The 17818-nt window shown below is 52.2% G+C and carries 16 protein-coding genes; 5 read left to right on the top strand and 11 right to left on the bottom strand.

The window, feature by feature from the left end:
* The 8 genes from INT33_RS07765 to INT33_RS07730 all read right to left on the bottom strand — a co-directional run.
* Positions 1 to 614, bottom strand: a 614-nt coding sequence (locus tag INT33_RS07765) for a dihydroxy-acid dehydratase domain-containing protein (RefSeq protein WP_193091553.1), incomplete at its 3' end; no start/stop codon positions are given.
* A gap of 83 nt (positions 615 to 697) precedes the next feature.
* A complete protein-coding gene (locus tag INT33_RS07760; RefSeq protein WP_192538166.1) occupies positions 698 to 2095 on the bottom strand; it encodes a GntP family permease in 1398 nt (465 codons plus the stop codon).
* Between the two features lie 447 nt (positions 2096 to 2542).
* A complete protein-coding gene (locus INT33_RS07755) occupies positions 2543 to 4048 on the bottom strand; it encodes a tripartite tricarboxylate transporter permease (RefSeq protein ID WP_193091552.1) in 1506 nt (501 codons plus the stop codon).
* Positions 4036 to 4530 (bottom strand): tripartite tricarboxylate transporter TctB family protein, encoded by a 495-nt coding sequence (locus INT33_RS07750; RefSeq protein ID WP_192538164.1) that lies wholly within the window; start codon positions 4528 to 4530, stop codon positions 4036 to 4038. Before INT33_RS07750 ends, INT33_RS07755 begins: the two co-directional genes overlap by 13 nt.
* 9 nt (positions 4531 to 4539) lie before the next feature.
* Entirely contained in the window at positions 4540 to 5526 is a 987-nt protein-coding gene (locus INT33_RS07745; protein ID WP_193091551.1) for a tripartite tricarboxylate transporter substrate binding protein, read from the bottom strand.
* 67 nt (positions 5527 to 5593) lie between these two features.
* Positions 5594 to 6391, bottom strand: a complete 798-nt coding sequence (locus INT33_RS07740) for an HpcH/HpaI aldolase family protein (RefSeq protein ID WP_193091550.1) — start codon at positions 6389 to 6391, stop codon at positions 5594 to 5596.
* Between the two features lie 263 nt (positions 6392 to 6654).
* Positions 6655 to 7647 carry a tripartite tricarboxylate transporter substrate binding protein gene (locus tag INT33_RS07735; RefSeq protein ID WP_193091549.1) on the bottom strand — a complete coding sequence of 331 codons (993 nt, stop codon included), beginning with the start codon at positions 7645 to 7647 and terminating at the stop codon, positions 6655 to 6657.
* Positions 7648 to 7775: 128 nt separating this feature from the next.
* Positions 7776 to 8921: an iron-containing alcohol dehydrogenase gene (locus tag INT33_RS07730; RefSeq protein WP_193091548.1), complete on the bottom strand. Its 1146-nt coding sequence runs from the start codon at positions 8919 to 8921 to the stop codon at positions 7776 to 7778.
* 414 nt (positions 8922 to 9335) lie between these two features.
* Here INT33_RS07730 and INT33_RS07725 point away from each other — a divergent pair, with 414 nt between their 5' ends.
* The 5 genes from INT33_RS07725 (at position 9336) to INT33_RS07705 (ending at position 14992) form a co-directional block, all read left to right on the top strand.
* Positions 9336 to 10865: a UxaA family hydrolase gene (locus INT33_RS07725; RefSeq protein WP_193091547.1), complete on the top strand. Its 1530-nt coding sequence runs from the start codon at positions 9336 to 9338 to the stop codon at positions 10863 to 10865.
* Positions 10866 to 10892: 27 nt separating this feature from the next.
* The gene (locus INT33_RS07720) at positions 10893 to 11861 is read left to right on the top strand and encodes a GntR family transcriptional regulator (RefSeq protein WP_193091546.1); all 969 of its coding nucleotides are present in this window, start codon (positions 10893 to 10895) and stop codon (positions 11859 to 11861) included.
* 166 nt (positions 11862 to 12027) lie between these two features.
* Complete coding sequence (locus INT33_RS07715) at positions 12028 to 12906, top strand: NAD(P)-dependent oxidoreductase (protein ID WP_193091545.1); 879 nt, start codon at positions 12028 to 12030, stop codon at positions 12904 to 12906.
* Positions 12907 to 12944: 38 nt separating this feature from the next.
* Positions 12945 to 14000 carry an Ldh family oxidoreductase gene (locus INT33_RS07710; protein WP_193091544.1) on the top strand — a complete coding sequence of 352 codons (1056 nt, stop codon included), beginning with the start codon at positions 12945 to 12947 and terminating at the stop codon, positions 13998 to 14000.
* Positions 14001 to 14083: 83 nt separating this feature from the next.
* Entirely contained in the window at positions 14084 to 14992 is a 909-nt protein-coding gene (locus INT33_RS07705) for an NAD(P)-dependent oxidoreductase (RefSeq protein ID WP_193091543.1), read from the top strand.
* Between the two features lie 75 nt (positions 14993 to 15067).
* Here INT33_RS07705 and INT33_RS07700 read toward each other — a convergent pair whose 3' ends face one another.
* The 3 genes from INT33_RS07700 to INT33_RS07690 are packed head-to-tail and all read right to left on the bottom strand — an operon-like array spanning position 15068 to position 17818.
* Positions 15068 to 15994 carry a Gfo/Idh/MocA family protein gene (locus tag INT33_RS07700; RefSeq protein WP_192538155.1) on the bottom strand — a complete coding sequence of 309 codons (927 nt, stop codon included), beginning with the start codon at positions 15992 to 15994 and terminating at the stop codon, positions 15068 to 15070.
* A 59-nt stretch (positions 15995 to 16053) separates the two neighbouring features.
* The gene (locus tag INT33_RS07695; protein WP_192538154.1) at positions 16054 to 16824 is read right to left on the bottom strand and encodes a FadR/GntR family transcriptional regulator; all 771 of its coding nucleotides are present in this window, start codon (positions 16822 to 16824) and stop codon (positions 16054 to 16056) included.
* Between the two features lie 31 nt (positions 16825 to 16855).
* On the bottom strand, positions 16856 to 17818 hold the full coding sequence (locus tag INT33_RS07690; RefSeq protein WP_192538153.1) for a DMT family transporter: 963 nt from the start codon (positions 17816 to 17818) through the stop codon (positions 16856 to 16858).

Genomic DNA, 17818 nt, shown 5'->3' with positions numbered 1-17818 from the left:
CCCATGGTGTTACAGGTGCCCGCGGAGCGCGACATGCCTGCCTCGGCAGCCATAAAGTCGTGCAGCGAAATTTCACCGGCTTTGACCTGCTCGGAAAGCTTCCAGACCACGGTGCCGGAGCCAATATCTTTGCCCTTGTGCTTGCCGTTGAGCATCGGCCCGCCGGTGACCACAATCGTGGGGATATCACAGCTCGCCGCGCCCATTAATAGTGCCGGAGTGGTTTTGTCACAGCCGACCAGTAGCACCACTGCATCAATCGGGTTACCGCGAATCGCCTCTTCCACATCCATGCTCGCCAGGTTGCGGGTAAACATGGCGGTGGGGCGCAGGTTCGATTCGCCGTTGGAGAACACCGGGAATTCGACCGGGTAGCCTCCCGCCTCTAATACCCCTTTTTTCACATGCTCGGCCAGCTTGCGAAAGTGGGCGTTGCAGGGGGTGAGCTCCGACCAGGTATTACAGATGCCGATGATCGGCTTGCCCTGAAACTCGTGGTCGGGGATGCCTTGGTTTTTCATCCAGCTGCGGTACATAAAACCGTTTTTATCGGCGGTGCCAAACCACTCGGCTGAACGTAGATAAGGTTTATTTTCTTTAGATACGTCGCTCATTATCTCTCCTTTACCACTCGTTGCCAGTCACTAAGTCTTTTTGTCGTTACCGTAAAAACATACGAACTGAATCAGATAATTAGTTAAACCAGAGTGAACACCAGCCAGGATAAGCCGAAGGCCATCAGCGATATGCCAATCGAAATCAGCGTCCAGGTTTTAAGCATGGTTTTAGTATCGACACCTAGAAAGCGCCCCACTAACCAGAATCCTGAGTCGTTAACATGGGAGTAGCCAATTGCGCCCGCAACGATTGCCACCGCAATACAGGCTGTCGCTAATCCTGAAAGAGAAGGGTCAGCCAACACGACGGGGGCCATGATGCCCGCAGCAGTAGTTCCCGCGACGGTCGCAGAGCCTTGCGCAATACGGATGACCGAAGCGATAACGTAACCGGCCAGAATAATCGGCAAACCATAATTTTGAAGGCTCGCCGCTAACGCATCACCGATACCGCTCGCGGTTAGTACGCCACCGAACATTCCCCCTGCACCGGTAATAAGAATAATGCTGCAAACGGGCGAAAGGGCTTTTTCAACGGTTTCATTAATAGAGCCAATGGCCTTGCGCGCTGGCGAGCGAATGACCAGCAGCCACATCGCTACACATGTACTGATCAACATGGCAATCGGTGTTTCACCGATCAATATCAAGCCTTGCAAGACCGGGTTTCCAGCATCAACGACGCCACCTTCAGACAGTGTTGTAAGACCGGTATTGAGGAAGATAAGTACGAGCGGCAATAACAACACTAAAAGTACGGTGCGAAATGCCGGGCGTTTATCGACGGGCATCTCTTCATTACTTTCGCCCATCAGGCTGGGGACAGGTTGAAACGGCATACGGTTAGCGAGCACAAGCGATAGACGGTAGCCCATCAAATACCAGGTAGGTAAACCGACAAGCAGCGCAATAAACAGCACTTTCCCAATATCAACCTGCAGGAAAACCGCCGCGGCTACCGGCCCTGGGTGTGGTGGCACCAGCGCATGCATGACCAAAAAGGCACCTGCCGCCGGTAAGCCGTAAAGCAATAGCGATGCTTTAAGCTCTCTTGCCACGGAATAAATGACCGGCAGCATGACGACGAATGCCGCATCAAGAAAAATGGGGAAGCCAAATAGCAAGCACGCAATTGATAAGCCCAAGGGAGCTCGGCTATGGCCGAATAAGCGAATCAAGGTATCGGATAAAACCTGGGCGCCTCCTGAAACGGCGACGATACGTCCCAGTACCGCGCCAAAACCAATCAATAGTGCAACGTTGCCTAAGGTGTTACCAAAACCACCTAAGAGCGTTGGAACTAAATCTTCCCCTGTAATGCCGGTTGCCAGTGCAGTACCAATACTCACGATCACCAGCGCGAAAAATGGATGAAGGCGTATCCGGATGATCAATACCAGCAAAATAATGATGGCGGAAGCTGCTATCAGCATCAGGGCAAGGGTAGAAGCCCCCAGTGCTTGAGTGGTTTCTAACATGGCGTTTTCCTAAGGTTTGTCGTTATTCATGCTGCGATATATCGCAGCTATCAAAGCAAACGCACTATAAGCAGCCATTCGATAACCAACAAATATATGAAACCTCTAAAATCAATATCATTTTAGTTATCTAGTGAGGCATAAGGCCTGATTTATGGGGCATAGCCGAAGAAGCCAGACATTCTTAGGTGAGACTAAAGTTGCTCCAGATCGAGGATAAATTAATGCCTTTACATCACGGAGTTATGTCTGCCTTGAGCATAGTCAAAGCGTAGTAGGCGATTAAGCAGACTATGGAAGCACGCCTAAGTCTCAGGGTTTGCTATGCACAAGGGCCGGGAAATATTGGACGTACGCCACCATGGCTCTTTGCAAGCACGATGGCGGCGTAAACAAGCGTTTATGAAGAGGTGTTCAGCAAGCTCACCCGGGCTTTATTAATGCAGATCATGCTGATGCCCTTTCTGATTTACGCTTTTGATAGAGATAAGCTTTAATCAACAGCGGTGAGCACCACAGCAAGATGACTGCAATGCCAAGCCCTGCACTGATGGGCCTTGCAAAGAAGCTGGTTAGGTCGCCACCGGTTCGCAGCATGGCGCTCATAAAGTTGTTTTCAACAACCGAGCCCAGGACCAAACCGAGTATGGCGGGGGCCATGGGGAAATCATTGACGGCGAGCAAATAGGCCACCAAGCCAACAATTAGCATTAACCAGATATCCACAACGCTATTGTTGATAGCGAAAGCACCCACAATGCAAAAGCACAATATAATGGGCATCAATACTCGGCTGGGTGTAAGGATGAAAAGTTTTGACAATCTAATGGCTATATAGCCAATAGGTAGCATCATCAAATTAGCCAAGATAAACACAATGAAAAGTGCGTAGATTAGGCCACTCCCATCCATAAAAATGGTGGGGCCAGGGTTCATCCCCTTCATATATAAAACGCCAATCACGATAGCAGTAATGGAGTCGCCTGGAATCCCGAAGACCAGAGCGGGCACCCATGCGCCACTGATTCCGGAATTATTGGCCGAGCTGGCATCAACAATGCCCTCGATATTACCGGTACCATATTTGGAACTGTCTTTTGACCTGCCTTTGCCCACACCATAAGAGATCCAGGCGGCGATATCCGCACCCGCACCGGGTAACGCGCCAATCATTGTGCCGATTGAGCTGCCACGCACCATATTGCGCCAATAACGTTTAATGTGCCTCGGCACATTGTGGAAAACACTATCCTTATCAACAACGCTGATGGTTTTTTTCTCGGATTTTGATCCGTAGTAACTCATCAGTTCATTGAGGGCAAACATACCGATCATAACGGGTATGAAGTTAACGCCAGCCATAAGATCGGGCACTCCAAATGTGAAGCGAGGAGCGCCACTCATCATATCCAGCCCTACCGTTGACAGCAGGACGCCAAACAGCAGTGAAAGAAATGCTTTTGTTCTAGAGCCTACCGAAATAAAAATTGAGCAGCTTAGCCCCAGCACCGCGAGCCAAAAGTATTCGAACGCACTGAACTTGAGCGCTACTTCCGCCAGTGACTGAGCAACAACAATCAAAATGATGGTGCCAAAAATACCGCCAAAAACGGAGCAGACCAGATTAATACCCAGCGCTTCCCTCGCCCTGCCTTTTTTGGCTAACGCATGCGATTCACCCACATAGGCAGCAGAGGCAGGTGTACCCGGTATATTGAGATACGTACCGGGAATATCCCCCGCAAATATTGCCATAGCCGATGTGGTTACAATGGCAGCAATAGCGGGAATAGTGTCCATATAGAAGGTTAAAGGGACTAATAGTGCGACAGCCATGGTTGCCGTAAGACCGGGTACTGCACCAACAAATATGCCAAATAATGAAGCTGCCAAGATAACCAAGATGGTATCAAAATTTAAAACCAGCCCCACTCCATTCATCAAGATATCCATGGCAGGCTACCCCCTAATAAAACCCCTTGCGGCAATGGAATAAGCAAATAGTGCGAGAAAATAAAATAAATAGCGGATGACATAACCACAGAGGTTATCAGGGCCACGTAAATCTTTGTTTTTCTCAACAACATGAGCAAAAACATAATGGCCGTTATGGTAAGCATTGCCCCCAGGTAATCGCTTGCCAGGATATAAAAGACAATCGCCACGGGGGGCAGCACCATCGCCCAGCTCATTTTTTCAGACGGCGAGGTAGCGAGTGTCGGATCGTCCTGTACTTCTTGAGCGGCCGCTTTTCTTCTCTGCCACAGCGCATTTAAGGTAAGTACCGCGCCGCCGATGCAAAATCCCCCTCCAACGAGGGAGGGGAACAGAGAAGGCCCATACTGAAGGCTGGGTAGAGTAGGAAATTGCTGGGCTGTGATAATTGTCACAATCCCTGCAATCATAAACCCTATGCCGGCGAAAACATCTCTCATTGTCATTCCTTAGTTAGCTAAGCCAACTTGTTCAACAATTTCACCGAGAATACCGTCCATCTCTTCCATCATTTGGCCAAACTCTTCCGCATTGCGCCACTCGGTTCCAAACCCTTGTTTATCCATGAATCCTTGATAGGTATCGCTGTTATAAGCGGCTTCCAGGGCTTCTTCTAGGGTTGCGACGACCTCAGGATCCATATTTTTGGGACCGACAATGCCTCGCCACGCACCCGTGTAATAGTCACTGTCAATTACCTCGCCAGCAGTGGGAATATCTGGAAAATTCGGTAAACGCTCTGGCGCCATGACCGCTAAACTTTTAACGCGACCCGCTTCAATCATTGAGCGTGCTTCGGGTACAGAGGTTGATACGACATCAATACCGCCAGATGCCAGCTCTACCATTGCGGGAGCGGACCCTTCACTAGGTATCCAAGTAACGTGGTCGGCGGACATATCCTGGTCCATCAAAAGACCTGCAAAGGCCAAGTGCCAGATACCGCCCTGCCCGGTACCCGAAGCATTAAAAGTACCTTTAGGCTCACTACGCATTGCATCAACCAGCGCTTCGAGGCTTTCATAAGGAGAATCAGTAGCTACCTGTATACCGGGGGAGTCATAATTAATTTGCGCAATTGGCGTAAAATCTTCGTAGGTTAAGTCGGTTAACCCCTGCCAATGCATGATATTCACTTCGACAGTTGCCAGGCCAAGCGTGTAGCCATCCGGCTTGGCATTAAGCATGGCCGTATGCCCAACAACGCCACTGCCCCCTGTTCGGTTAACCACGTTGACGTTCTGACCCAACTCCTCTTCCAAGGCGCGGGCAATAGTGCGCGCGGTTGCATCAGTACCGCCGCCTGCGGCCCAAGGCACAATCAGCGTAATGGGGCGTTCTGGATAGTCTGCCAGAGCTGAACCAGAAGCCACCATAACGGCTGCCGCTAGACTGGACGTAATAAGTGCTTTTAGAGAATGGTTTGTCATTATCATTTTAAATATCCTCTGGTAGTTGCTGGCTTACATTTTTTGGTTATAAAGACGGCTTAAGGCGTCTGAATCAGTACGTTCTGGTTGTCGGCTGAGAAGGCAGCTCTTTATAGCGGGCAAGCGTTGCCAGCGCCCCCTGACGAAGCAGGCTGATATCAATACCTACCGCAATAAACTGGCAGCCTAACGCCTGATAGCGACGCGCATCCTCCTCAAGCGGCGCCAAAATTCCTACCGGCTTGCCTGCTGCATGAACCGTTTTAATCACTTTCTGTATCGCACTTTGGACCTCGGGGTGGCCAGGATTGCCGGGGTACCCCATCCCCACCGAAAGATCTGCTGGACCAATAAAAACCGCATCGACGCCGTCGGTGGCGGCAATGGCTTCTGCCTGCTCAACGCCTTTAGGTGACTCAACCTGAACAATCAGGCAAAGCGACTCATGCGCCTTATTCAGGTAGTCGTCCACGCCATCCCATCGGGTTGCACGCACCAGCCCACCGCCCACACCGCGTACGCCATGCGGCGGGTAACGTGTCGCCCGTACCAGGGCAGCCGCCTGCTCAGCACTTTCCACCATCGGCACCATCAGTGTTTGCGTGCCGATATCCAGCAACTGCTTGATTAATGCGGGGTCGTGATTAACGCTACGCACAACGGGAGCAGATGAGTAAGGCGCCACGGCCTGCAGCTGGGCCAAAATAGTGGGCACCGTATTTGGGGCATGCTCGCCATCGATCAGCAGCCAGTCGAACCCGGTGTTAGCGATTATTTCAGCGGCATACCCCGTTGCAAAGCCAGCCCAGCAACCCCACATGGGTTCGCGCTTGATCAGCATGTTTTTAAACGGATTAGTGGGCAATTGCATGCATTGGCTCCTTTGCAAGGCGGATGAAAACCACTGACAAGATCATCGACATCATTAACTGGCCAAGTGTTATAAGCGCTGGCTGCTTAAACGCGAGATCTTCGCTTACGCCATCGCGCGAAGATGGCCTGTCTAAGACACACTCCCCCGGTGAGAGGGGAAGAAAGCAAGGGCCATCTAAACGTGGCAAATCAGAAAACAGTTACCTAATGGCGGTTTCTACAACAGATTCTCCTGTGAGAAACCGCCTCCATTGTCGTGCCTTAGTTAGCTAAGCCAACCTGTTCAACAATTTCACCGAAGACGCTATCCATCTCTTGCATCAGCTGCCCGAACTCTTCCGCATTACGCCATTCGGTACCAAAGCCTTGCTGATCCATAAAGCCTTGATAGGTATCGCTGTTGTAAGCAGCTTCTAAGGCTGACTCAAGCGTTGCCACTATCTCTGGGTCCATGCCTTTAGGACCGGCGATACCTCGCCACTCACCTACTTGATAGCTGCTGTCGATTAGCTCATTGGTGGTGGGAATATCAGGAAAGCTGGGAATGCGCTCAGGAGACATCACCGCAAAGCTTTTCACCCGGCCAGCTTCCATCATGGAACGGCCTTCGGGCACGGAGCTGGGTACGATATCAATTCCTCCGGATACCAGTTCTACCATCGCTGGCGCCGCGCCTTCGCTAGGAATCCAAGTAACCTGGTCAGCAGGAATATCCTGGTCCATCAAAAAGCCCGCAAAGGCTAAATGCCAAACACCGCCCTGACCGGTACCGGAAGCAGTAAACGTGCCTTTAGGCTCAGTACGTATAGCTTCGAGCAGCTCTTCAAGACTTTCATAAGGGGAATCTGCGGCGACCTGTATACCGGGGAAGTCATAGTTGATTTGCGCAATCGGGGTAAAATCTTCATAGGTAAGATTGGTTAGCCCCTGCCAATGCATCATGTTTACTTCACCGGTCGCCAGGCCAAGCGTATAGCCGTCTGGTTTGGCATTGATCATGGTGGTATGGCCAACAACGCCGCTGCCCCCGGTGCGGTTAACAACGTTGACGTTCTGGCCCAGCTCCTCTTCCAGTGCGCGGGCGATAGTACGCGCTGTCGCATCAGTGCCGCCGCCTGCTGCCCAAGGCACAATCAACGTAATAGGACGTTCTGGATAATCCGCAAGGGCTGCACCAGAGGCCACCAGAACCGCTGCCGCTACGCTGGAAGCGAGGAGTGTCTTGATCTTGAGAGAATGGTTTGTAATTGTCATATCCACTTTCCTTTCGTCGTTAACTGCCTGGATTTGATTATGGTTTTTTGAAACTGCCGGGTTCCATCCTTTATTGCGAACCTGCCAAAAACTTCCTTTATTTCTATTAAGCCGATAAACCTTATCTTTTAAAAAGCCTCATTAAGCATCTTGAAAAAGTCTTCTTTGGAAGGTGCACGTGGGTTGGTAGCCGTAGAGTGGTCTTCCAGTGCCCACTGTGCCACTTGGTTTAGATGTTCTTCTCTAACGCCCATTTCACTCAGGCTGGAAGGCATGCCCAGCTTAATATTGAGCTTTTCAAATGCTTCAGCTAAATCATCATCCTCGGCAAGTCCCATTGCGTCTTTTAGACGAGCAAATTTTTCCTCGCAATCGCGCTGGTTAAACCTTAGAACCGTCGGCATTAACACAGCATTGAGCGTGCCGTGGTGAAGTTTTAGCTCGTGCAGCCCGCCTAACGCATGGGATAGAGAGTGAACCGCCCCCAACCCTTTCTGAAACGCCATCGCGCCTTCCAGAGCCGCCATCATCATTTCATTTCTAGCGGTTAAGTTAGTGCCGTTTTCAACCGCCTCGACCAGATAGGCGCTTGCGCGCTTCAGGCCATCCAATGCAATCGCTTCAGCAGGAGGATTCACTTTAGGGCTTAAAAAGGTTTCAACGCAGTGAGCGATCGCATCCATACCCGTTGCGGCAGTCAGGAAAGGGGGTAAACCGAGCGTCAAACGTGGGTCGCAGATAGCCACAGCGGGAATCAGGTACGGAGAAAGAAACCCTAGCTTTCGGTCATCTTTCATGGTGATCAGAGAGGCTCGCCCCACCTCACTTCCTGTACCCGCCGTTGTCGGTACTGCAATCAGCGGCAGCACATCGGCATTGATCTTAGCGACCCCACCCTCGATCGCCGCGTACTGGCGCAATGGCGCGGGATGGTTAAAAAGTAAAGCGACCGCTTTAGCCAAATCAATGCTGGAACCACCACCTACGGCCACAATGCCATCACACTCATTTTCTCGCAGGAACGTCAGCGCTTGCTCTACGGCGACTTCAGTAGGATTGGAAGGCGTGCCATCGAAAACGCATGCCTGCTCATTAAAATCTACAGAAAGTTTTGCAGATTCAATTACTTGTGCAATAAGAGGAGTACTACTCAGCCCCTTATCAGTTACAAATAAAGGCCTTTTCACCTTAAGCAGCTGCAGCTCATTTGCTAGCTCTGCAATCGCATTCTCACCGAACTGAATTTTCGTTAAGTAGTTGATGATGTAGGGCATTTTCATTTCTCATTATTGTTTTGCTTGAAACCAAATATGCATTTTATTTAAAGGTGTCATACAGCATACCTGCATGACAATAGTTCAATGACATTTTTTTGGCCACTTATGTCTTTTTAAAGAAACATGAACGGATAATTCACATAAAAACATCATTAAATCATTAAGTTGCTCTTCATCCTTAGTAAGCAACAACTAATTCGCTGGCGACCGACCTCCCCTGTTCAAAAAGAGTAAATATTCAATATCTGAAAGCAATCTAGATCAAATGAACATTGCGTTCAATGATCATTATATAGGACGATAGTATAATCGACGTACACCGCTTAGTTGCTAAAGTGCATCAACAATGACCGCTTACTAGCTTGCGCATAGCTTTTACCTAAAAAGCCAATAATAAGTTTGAGGTAAACGATGGATCTCATTAACTCCCCGTCAGTTATTATTCAGCTCAATCCTCGGGATAACGTGGGCGTCGCCTCAAAAGCGGTACCCATAGGATTTCCAATAGATAAAAATGGCACGCTCGCAAAAGAAAATATCGATGCAGGTCATAAAGTTGCGTTAACTAACATCAATAAAGACGACGCCGTTTATAAGTACGGCCAACTTATTGGGATAGCGGCGCAGGATGTACAACCCGGTGAGCATGTACACACCCACAATCTCACCATGATAGAACTCGATTCTTCATTAAAAGATTTTCAGCCCCACCCGCAAACAGACACCACAAGTAGTTCACGCACCTTCCAGGGCTTTCAACGTGATGACGGTAGCGTAGGCACGCGTAACTACATTGGTATTCTATCGACCGTTAACTGCTCCGCAACGGTAGCGAAAGCAGCGGCAGATACACTCAACCAGTCTGACGAGCTAAGCCAGATGGGGTTCGATGGCGTTGTTGCGATTACCCATGGCTCAGGCTGTGCCATGAATACAGACTCAGAAGGCTTTGCCTTTCTTGAGCGCGTCATCGCCGGTTATGCCCAGCATCCCAATTTTGCCTTTGTGCTCATTATCGGCTTGGGCTGTGAGACCAACCAAGTCAAAACGCTCGTCGCAAAAAAAGGGCTAGAAGACGCCTCACGGCTTGCTTACTTCAATATTCAGGATGCGGGAGGAACCCGTACCAGCATTAAAACCGCCTGCGATCACATCATGCAAATGGCTGCTCAGCATGGGCAGATGCGGCGAGAACCTGCGCCCCTAAAGCACCTGGTGGTTGCACTGCAGTGTGGCGGCTCAGACGGTTATTCAGGGATTACGGCGAACCCCGCGCTTGGCCATGCGGCCGACCTTATCGTGCAACATGGGGGCAGCGTGATCCTTGCAGAAACCCCCGAGATTTACGGGGCTGAGAACCTGCTGATAGATCGCTCTATCAATGAAAATGTCGCGCAAAAGCTGCTTGATCGTATTACCTGGTGGAAGCATTACACCGAAATAAATGGCGCTGAATTAAACAACAATCCGTCACCGGGCAATAAAGCAGGCGGGCTTTCAACGATTCTTGAAAAGTCCCTGGGAGCCGTTGCAAAGGGTGGCAGTTCAAGCCTTAACGATGTGCTGCACTATGCCGAAAAGATAACCACTCGTGGGTTTAACTTTATGGATAGCCCGGGCTACGACCCCGTTTCTGTAACCGGGCAAATTGCCTCTGGGTCAACGGTTGTCTGCTTTACTACCGGACGCGGATCGGTTTCAGGTTTTAAACCCGCGCCCTGCCTGAAGCTCGCAACCAATACTTCCATGTATGAGAAAATGCATGAAGATATGGATATAAACTGTGGCGTTATCGTCGATGGCACTGCCAGTGTAGAAGAGGTCGGGGAACAAATTTTTGAGCGTATCATCGCCATCGCCTCAGGCGACATGAGTGCTAGCGAGTCACTGGGTTATGGTAGTAATGAGTTCGTTCCCTGGCTGGTAGGTGCCATTACCTAATATTTATTTAAGGGCAACTAACTACCTATGACACAAACGCTGCGCGACCAGCTCTATACGGCTCTTAAGCAGGGTATTGTTGGAAAGCGTCTGGAACCCGGCCTTGTGCTGCTTGAGGGAAATATAGCCGAGCTTTTTGGTATCAGCCGCTCCCCTGTTCGCCAAACGCTGAGCCGGTTACATGAAGAGCAGTATATCTGCCGCTTTGAGGGGCGCGGCTATCTGGTGGGCGCATCGCCGCAAGAGATAGTACGGCGCTCTCTCAGTGAGGGTGATTTCAAACAGCGCGGCTACGCCCCTAAAGTCGACCGCACCGTCTCCTGGCGGGCCCACATCGACAGCGTCGAGCATGCCATTGTTCTATGCTCGATAAAGGGCACCTTTGAACTCAATGAACTTAAGCTTTCCAAGTCACTGAATGTCAGCCGCACGGTCACCCACCAGATACTGCTCCATTTGCAATCTATCGGCCTGGTCGAAAAGTTTAAATACAATAGCTGGAATGTGGTTCCTTTAGATGACAAGCGGTTACACAATCTTTACGAAGCACGTCGTCAATTAGAGCCTTATATGATTGTACGTGCGACCGATAATATTTCAGAAAGCACACTCAACGGCTATATTGCCAAACTCAAGCATGCCGCCGACAGTTACCCAGATATTAAAGGCGAGTTACTGGATGAGTTGGAAAATGACCTTCATCATACCGCCGTTAGCTTGGGTGATAACCAGGAAGTAATGAATATGTTACGGCGCACGCATCCTATCTTATTAATCAGTAAGCATCTGCTTGGGCGGGTACTTAAACTTCCCGATCAAGATCCTTTTTTTGATGAGCACTTATGGGTATTTGAGAAAATGCGCCTGAAGCAACCCGCCCAAGCTGGAAAGCTATTAATGGCTCATTTGGAGCGCTCAGAATCTACCGTGCTTGATCGGCTTATTAACTTTCGAGATTCAGGAGACATTGAGGTGCCGTCTTATTTACGTGGATAGCTCAAGCTTAATAAAAACAACGTTAATTACATCCATATTAAAGTGTTATTGATATCTCTTTACATTATGAAAAACGGGCACTAACCAAACTAATGAAAACATCTGATAAAGCGGCTGAATAACGGCCACCAAAACTCATTAGCCCCAACCGTTAGAGGAACCAACAATGACAACTTCACGGTCTATCGGCTTTATTGGCACCGGCATTATGGGTGCTCCTATGGCACAGCGCTTGGCCAAAGCAGGCCACCAGGTGCGCGCCTGGAACCGGACAAAAAGCAAAGCCGACAGTCTGGAAACGGTAGGTGTCGAGACAGTAGAAAGGCCTGAACAGGCAGTCACCGAAAGCGATGTTGTGATCGTTATGCTCAGCTCGGGACCGGTGTGCGATGAATTACTGTTAGGTTCAGATGGCCTGCTCAACGCCATGCAGCCCGGCGCCACTCTGATCGTCATGAGTTCCATTCCGGTCGAGACGGCACGTCGCCAAGCTGAGGAGGCCGCAACCTATCAAATTCACTACTTGGACGCGCCGGTATCCGGCGGTGAGCAGGGAGCGATTGACGGCACTCTAGCCATCATGGCGGGTGGAGACGCGGCAAGCTTTAAAGCCGTTGAGCCCATCCTCCTATCGCTCGGCAGGCCGGTCCACGTTGGCCCAGCGGGCAGCGGTGAGCTGGTCAAGCTCGCCAATCAGATGATTGTGGCCAACACCATTGCTACCGTGGCCGAAGCCATCTTACTGGCAGAACAAGGGGGAGCTGACCCTACGCAGATGCTGAATGCGCTTGAAGGAGGCTTTGCCGACTCGACCATTCTGCGTATCCACGGCCAGCGCATGATCAAGGAGGATTTTACCCCCGGCGGGCCGGCGAAATGGCAATTGAAAGATACCCAGACCGCCATGGCCTTAGCCCAAGAATTGCAGCTTAAGCTGCCAGTCTCCTCGATGGTCAACGGGCTTTATGAAGCGCTTATCGCCCAGGGAGAGGGTGATCTTGACCATAGCGCCCTGATACGCCAGCTCAGACGTCATAATCAATAAACCATCTGTCCACCCATAACGCTGGGAAAATAAACACAATGAGCCAACATTACGATGTTCAGGAAATAACGCGATTCAGCACTGCCTTACTCGTAGCCGCAGGGCTTGATGATGATAAAGCCAATGCCGTCGCTGAAGTGCTTGTTGAAGGCGACCTGATGGGGCACACCACTCACGGGCTGCAACTTCTTGCGCCTTACCTTGAAGAAATACAGTCAGGCCGCATGCCGGTTACCGGGGATTATGAGGTCATCTCCAAACGTTCCGCCGTACAGACCTGGGATGGCCGCTACTTGCCCGGGCCGTGGCTGATTCTCAAAGCTATGGAAGCCGCGGAATCCATGGCGCGCGCCTGCGGTACCGGTACGGTGGTGATTCGGCGCTCCAATCATATCGCCTGCCTGGCCGCCTACCTAAAGCGTGCCACCGATCAAGATCTTGTGGTGGTGATCGAATCATCCGACCCGGCGACTAAATCCGTTGCCCCGTATGGCGGGCTAGAGGCGACCCATACGCCCAACCCAATCGCCGTGGGCTACCCGACTGATTCAGGCCCTGTGCTTTTGGATGTCAGTACGTCCATTACCACCAATGGCATGGTCGGGCGGCTTAACAAGCAAAATAGCCGCTTGCCTTATCCATGGCTTAAAGACAACCAGGGCCAGGCGACTGATCGTCCCGAGATACTCTTCGACGAGCCCAAAGGCAGCATTATGCCCATCGGCGGGCTGGACCATGGCCACAAAGGCTACGCACTAGGGCTCATGGTGGAAGCTTTGACCTCTGGCCTGGCAGGGTTCGGGCGCGTGCAGGCGCCTTCGCAGTGGGGTGCCTCGGTCATGGTGCAGGTGCTGGACCCGGAAGCTTTTGGTGGGCTTGAAGCGTTCAAGCGCGAAACCGGCGCGCTGGCCGATGCCTGTCGTAACAACCCTGTTGTCGAAGGTGATCCTCAGGTACGCATTCCTGGAGAGCGCGGGCTCGATTTACACAAGCGCTACTCACAACAAGGCGTTCCGCTTCCAGAGGGCGTTCCCGAAGCGCTTCATGATTGGTCAGAGCGTTTAGGCGTTGCTTTCCCTCAGGCACGCCAATAGCCGCTTTTTGCTTAGCTTTAGCGTCAGGGTCAGACAAGTGAGCGTTATCTAGGATGTCATCAAATAACTGATTGGAGGTCACCATGAAACAGGAACGTATCGGATTCATCGGGCTCGGCTTAATGGGTAAGGAAATGGCCCGCAACATAGTGCGTAACGGCTACCCGCTAAGCGTTATGGCGCATCGCAACCGTTCGCCTTTAGAGGTGCTATCTGCCGAAGGGGCTGTTGAAGTCGCAAGTGCTACCGAGATGGCCAAAAACAGCGATATTGTTTTTATCTGCGTCAAAACATCCGAACAGGTTAGCGAGATAGTAAACGGGGCCGATGGTTTGATGGCCGGGGCCCATGAAGGTCTGATTATCGTCGACTGCTCTACGGCTCATCCTGAATCGACCGAGCGCCTTGCTGAAACTGTCGCAGAGCAGGGAGTCACCCTGGTTGATGCACCGTTAGCCCGTACGCCGCGCGAAGCCCGTGAGGGGCGGCTCAACGTTATGCTGGGGGGCGATGCCTCAACGGTTACGCGCATTACGCCGGTCATCGAAAGCTTCGCCGAGAACATCTTTCATGTGGGTGCGGTCGGGTCAGCGCATAAGCTGAAACTGATTAATAACTTCCTGTCGCTGGGTGCTGCAGCGCTGGTTAGCGAAGCCGCTACCATGGCTGCCGCAATGGATGTCCCGCAGGAGAAGCTGCTGGAAATCTGTTCTCAGGGTGGTGCCAATAGCGCCATGCTGGCTCCGGTTATGGAGTGGGTGCTGCAGAAAGAGTGCACGAAACTGCAGTTCAGCCTTGGAAATGCAGAGAAAGACATGCGCTACCTGGCTGAAACGCTTAGCGATTACCGACTAACGTCCGACATGCTTCCCCCGCTGTGCGAGTTCCTTAAAAAGGCTCGAAATGACGTGGGGGAAGAGAGCTTTGTTCCCCAAGCTTACGACAGTTGCATGCAGCGCAATAAAATGGCTTCAGACGGCAACAAGCACTGAGATAGACCCTCGGCTACCTCGCCATCGCGGCTTAACTTTCCACCGCAACTCTTTCCACCGCGACTTGGTAGCCGTTCATTCTACAAACGCGTCGGTTGCCTCGCGGTGGCCATATAAAAACGCGTCAGCCACCTGGCGTAGTGGCGCGACATCCACGTCACTACGCCCACTAGCAACAAGCTCAACAAAGTGGTTATAAAGGCCGGCATACTCGCGTTCCTCCTCATCCACTATCAACTCGTCGTTAATCATCAGGCGCCGCCCACCCTGGGTCAGGCTCACACGGCCTTTATCCGTATCGACATGGATATCCCAGGTTTGCGGACCGGTTTGGCGAAAATCAAAGACCGCCTCAATCTTGGCACCGCCTGGGTCGGTAAAAGACAGCTCAGCGGCAATCGGGGTCTGGCAGTTAGTCGGCACCCATAACTGAGCCTGGCGCAGAAAAAACGCTTGGGGAAGAATGCTGGTGACGATTGAAAGCGCGTTGATACCTGGATCAAACACCCCCATCCCGCCCGGTTGCCATATCCACGCCTGACCTGGATGCCATACCCGCACGTCTTCTTTCCACTCGATCTCAACGCGCTGTACTTGGCACGCTGCAAGCCACTGTTTGGCTTGTGCAACGCCGGGGGCAAAGCGTGAGTGCCAGGCGGCAAACAGGCTAACGCCCTGCTCGGCAGCCAGCGAGATCAAGCTTTCCACTTCACTGAGTGTGGCCCCGGGTGGCTTTTCTAGCAGCACGTGCTTGCCACGCAGCAACGCCAGGCGTGCCTGAGAGTAGCGCAGGTGCGTCGGCGTACAGATTGCCACAGCGGTTATTTCAGGGTGGGCATCGAGCATCGCGCTTAGGTCTTGATAGGCAGGTACATCCGGCAATGTTGCGTGTGGATCTGCCGTGGCGACAAGCTGGCAATGCGGGATAGTGGCTATCGCCGGAAGGTGTTGGTCGCGAACGATTTTGCCCACACCCACTAGGCCGAGTTTGAAGTCAGACATGTGCTTGCCTTTGTTTTGATGTGAAAGGTTTTGATGTGAAAGCTTAACGAGAAATAGATTCAGGGAGCAGCGTGGGGCAGCTCAACGCTGCGCCCTAATGAGCTGACGCTATGCTCAAGCCCTAGCGCTTCTGCCGTGCCCGCCAATACCGCCTGAGCTGCCAGAAACGCCTCGCGGGGGCGGCGCAGCCGGATGCTTTCCATCAGTTGGCGATGACGCTCCAGGCTCTCTTCCGGGTCAGAGGCGCTTTCGTTCGACATCGAGACCAGCAGGTAGATAGAGGGCCGCAGGATATGCGACAGCTGCGCCCAGACGATATTATGGGTCGCCTTGAAGATTGCCTCGTGAAAGGCAATATCACATTCGCTGTGTAAGCGCCGCTCTTCTTGGCAGGTCGCATTGCGCAGGTTCTGGCCCAGCCCTTCAAAAGCCTCTTCAATGGCCACTAAGTCACGCGCCTTGGCGCGCTTGGCGGCGGTCATTGCCACATAGGGTTCAACATCCAGGCGAAATGCGAGGATTTCGCGCTGAATATCGGGATTGGGGGCCGCATAACGGGTCAGCCAGTCGGTCACCTGGACATCGAGAATATGCCACTCTGAGTACTCACGCACTTTGGAGCCGTGGCCAGAGATACGCTCAATAATGCCCGCCTCCACCAGTTGGCGCAGATCGCTACGCACCGCCGAGCGGTTGATGGCGAAGCGTTCGCATAGATCCAGTTCACGCGGCACAAAGTCGCCGGGGCGATAGCGCCCGCCGAAGATCTCCTCGGCGAGGTGTTCAGCGATACTGGGGCGAGCCGACGGCTTACTGAGAGATGATGTCACTGCGATAAGACCCTATTTCAATTCCAGCCAATCATAACGTACTTGACCGGTCTACGGTGACAGGCGGCGTCGTTTCGGCGACGGCAATAGTTTCAAGCCCGGCGCGCTGCCTAAGCTCCAGCCGCCGTTCATACAGACCTTTAGCGCTTAACGTGCCAAGCACCAGGGCGCCGCCCACCATGGCAACCGGTGCAGGCTGCTCAGCCAGAATCCACCAGGCAAGCAGCGTGCCCACCACGACTTCCAGCAACAGCAGCAAGCCGACTTCAGCGGAAGGCAGATACAACGGCCCGCGCTGCAACAGCGTGACGCCGCAAGGTACAATAAACAGGCAAAGCAATACCACCACCGCTAGCTGGTTCGTGGCAGGTAAGGACGGTTCGCTCCCCGCCAGCCAGAAAATCCCTGCTACGCTTCCCACAATAAGTCCGTTGAATACCAGCATCGGGCTCATATCCACCCCCGGCCGCGTACGGCAGAGGGTAAAGTTAATCGCCAGGGTCGTCGCCGTCACCAAGGCGAAAGCGTTGCCTACCCACGAGCCTGCGCCCGAGTCATCTAACGCAATCATGGCGACACCCGCCATGCACAAACAGATCGCAAGCCACGTGCGTCGAGGCAAGCGCTCTTTAAGAATGACCCAGGAGAGAATTGCTGCGATCAGCGGCGCGCTGGCCAGTATCATCAACACGTTGCCTGCCTTGGTGTACTGATTGCCAAGTACAAAACCGCAGGTGGTCAGGCTGAACAGTAGCGCCACGGCGATGCCGGTCCAACCACAACGGCGATAGGCCGCCAACGTACCGCGGCCATAGCGCGCCAGGGCGATGAGCAAAAACCCCAGTGCGGAGAGAAAGCCGCGCCACATGAGAATCTCGGCATCCGGCAGGTCGGCTACTTTGATCAACAAAGCATCCGGCGCCATGATCATCGCGCCGCCACCGGTCAACAGCAGCCCCTGCTGGCGATGCGCCAAGGCACTAAAGCGGCTCAT

The sequence above is a fragment of the Halomonas colorata genome (genome assembly GCF_014897985.1).
Taxonomy (GTDB): domain Bacteria; phylum Pseudomonadota; class Gammaproteobacteria; order Pseudomonadales; family Halomonadaceae; genus Vreelandella; species Vreelandella colorata.
The sequence above is the reverse complement of the archived record's forward strand: the minus strand, read 5'-3'. Positions and strand labels throughout refer to the sequence as shown.

Coding starts and splice junctions, on each gene's coding strand:
- INT33_RS07745 (WP_193091551.1), bottom strand. CDS start 5,526: ATGATAATGACAAACCATTCTCTAAAAGCACTTATTACGTCCAGTCTA.
- INT33_RS07755 (WP_193091552.1), bottom strand. CDS start 4,048: ATGGATATCTTGATGAATGGAGTGGGGCTGGTTTTAAATTTTGATACC.
- INT33_RS07740 (WP_193091550.1), bottom strand. CDS start 6,391: ATGCAATTGCCCACTAATCCGTTTAAAAACATGCTGATCAAGCGCGAA.
- INT33_RS07710 (WP_193091544.1), top strand. CDS start 12,945: ATGAGCCAACATTACGATGTTCAGGAAATAACGCGATTCAGCACTGCC.
- INT33_RS07725 (WP_193091547.1), top strand. CDS start 9,336: ATGGATCTCATTAACTCCCCGTCAGTTATTATTCAGCTCAATCCTCGG.
- INT33_RS07735 (WP_193091549.1), bottom strand. CDS start 7,647: ATGACAATTACAAACCATTCTCTCAAGATCAAGACACTCCTCGCTTCC.
- INT33_RS07720 (WP_193091546.1), top strand. CDS start 10,893: ATGACACAAACGCTGCGCGACCAGCTCTATACGGCTCTTAAGCAGGGT.
- INT33_RS07750 (WP_192538164.1), bottom strand. CDS start 4,530: ATGAGAGATGTTTTCGCCGGCATAGGGTTTATGATTGCAGGGATTGTG.
- INT33_RS07715 (WP_193091545.1), top strand. CDS start 12,028: ATGACAACTTCACGGTCTATCGGCTTTATTGGCACCGGCATTATGGGT.
- INT33_RS07760 (WP_192538166.1), bottom strand. CDS start 2,095: ATGTTAGAAACCACTCAAGCACTGGGGGCTTCTACCCTTGCCCTGATG.
- INT33_RS07700 (WP_192538155.1), bottom strand. CDS start 15,994: ATGTCTGACTTCAAACTCGGCCTAGTGGGTGTGGGCAAAATCGTTCGC.
- INT33_RS07705 (WP_193091543.1), top strand. CDS start 14,084: ATGAAACAGGAACGTATCGGATTCATCGGGCTCGGCTTAATGGGTAAG.
- INT33_RS07690 (WP_192538153.1), bottom strand. CDS start 17,818: ATGAGCCGCTTTAGTGCCTTGGCGCATCGCCAGCAGGGGCTGCTGTTG.
- INT33_RS07730 (WP_193091548.1), bottom strand. CDS start 8,921: ATGCCCTACATCATCAACTACTTAACGAAAATTCAGTTCGGTGAGAAT.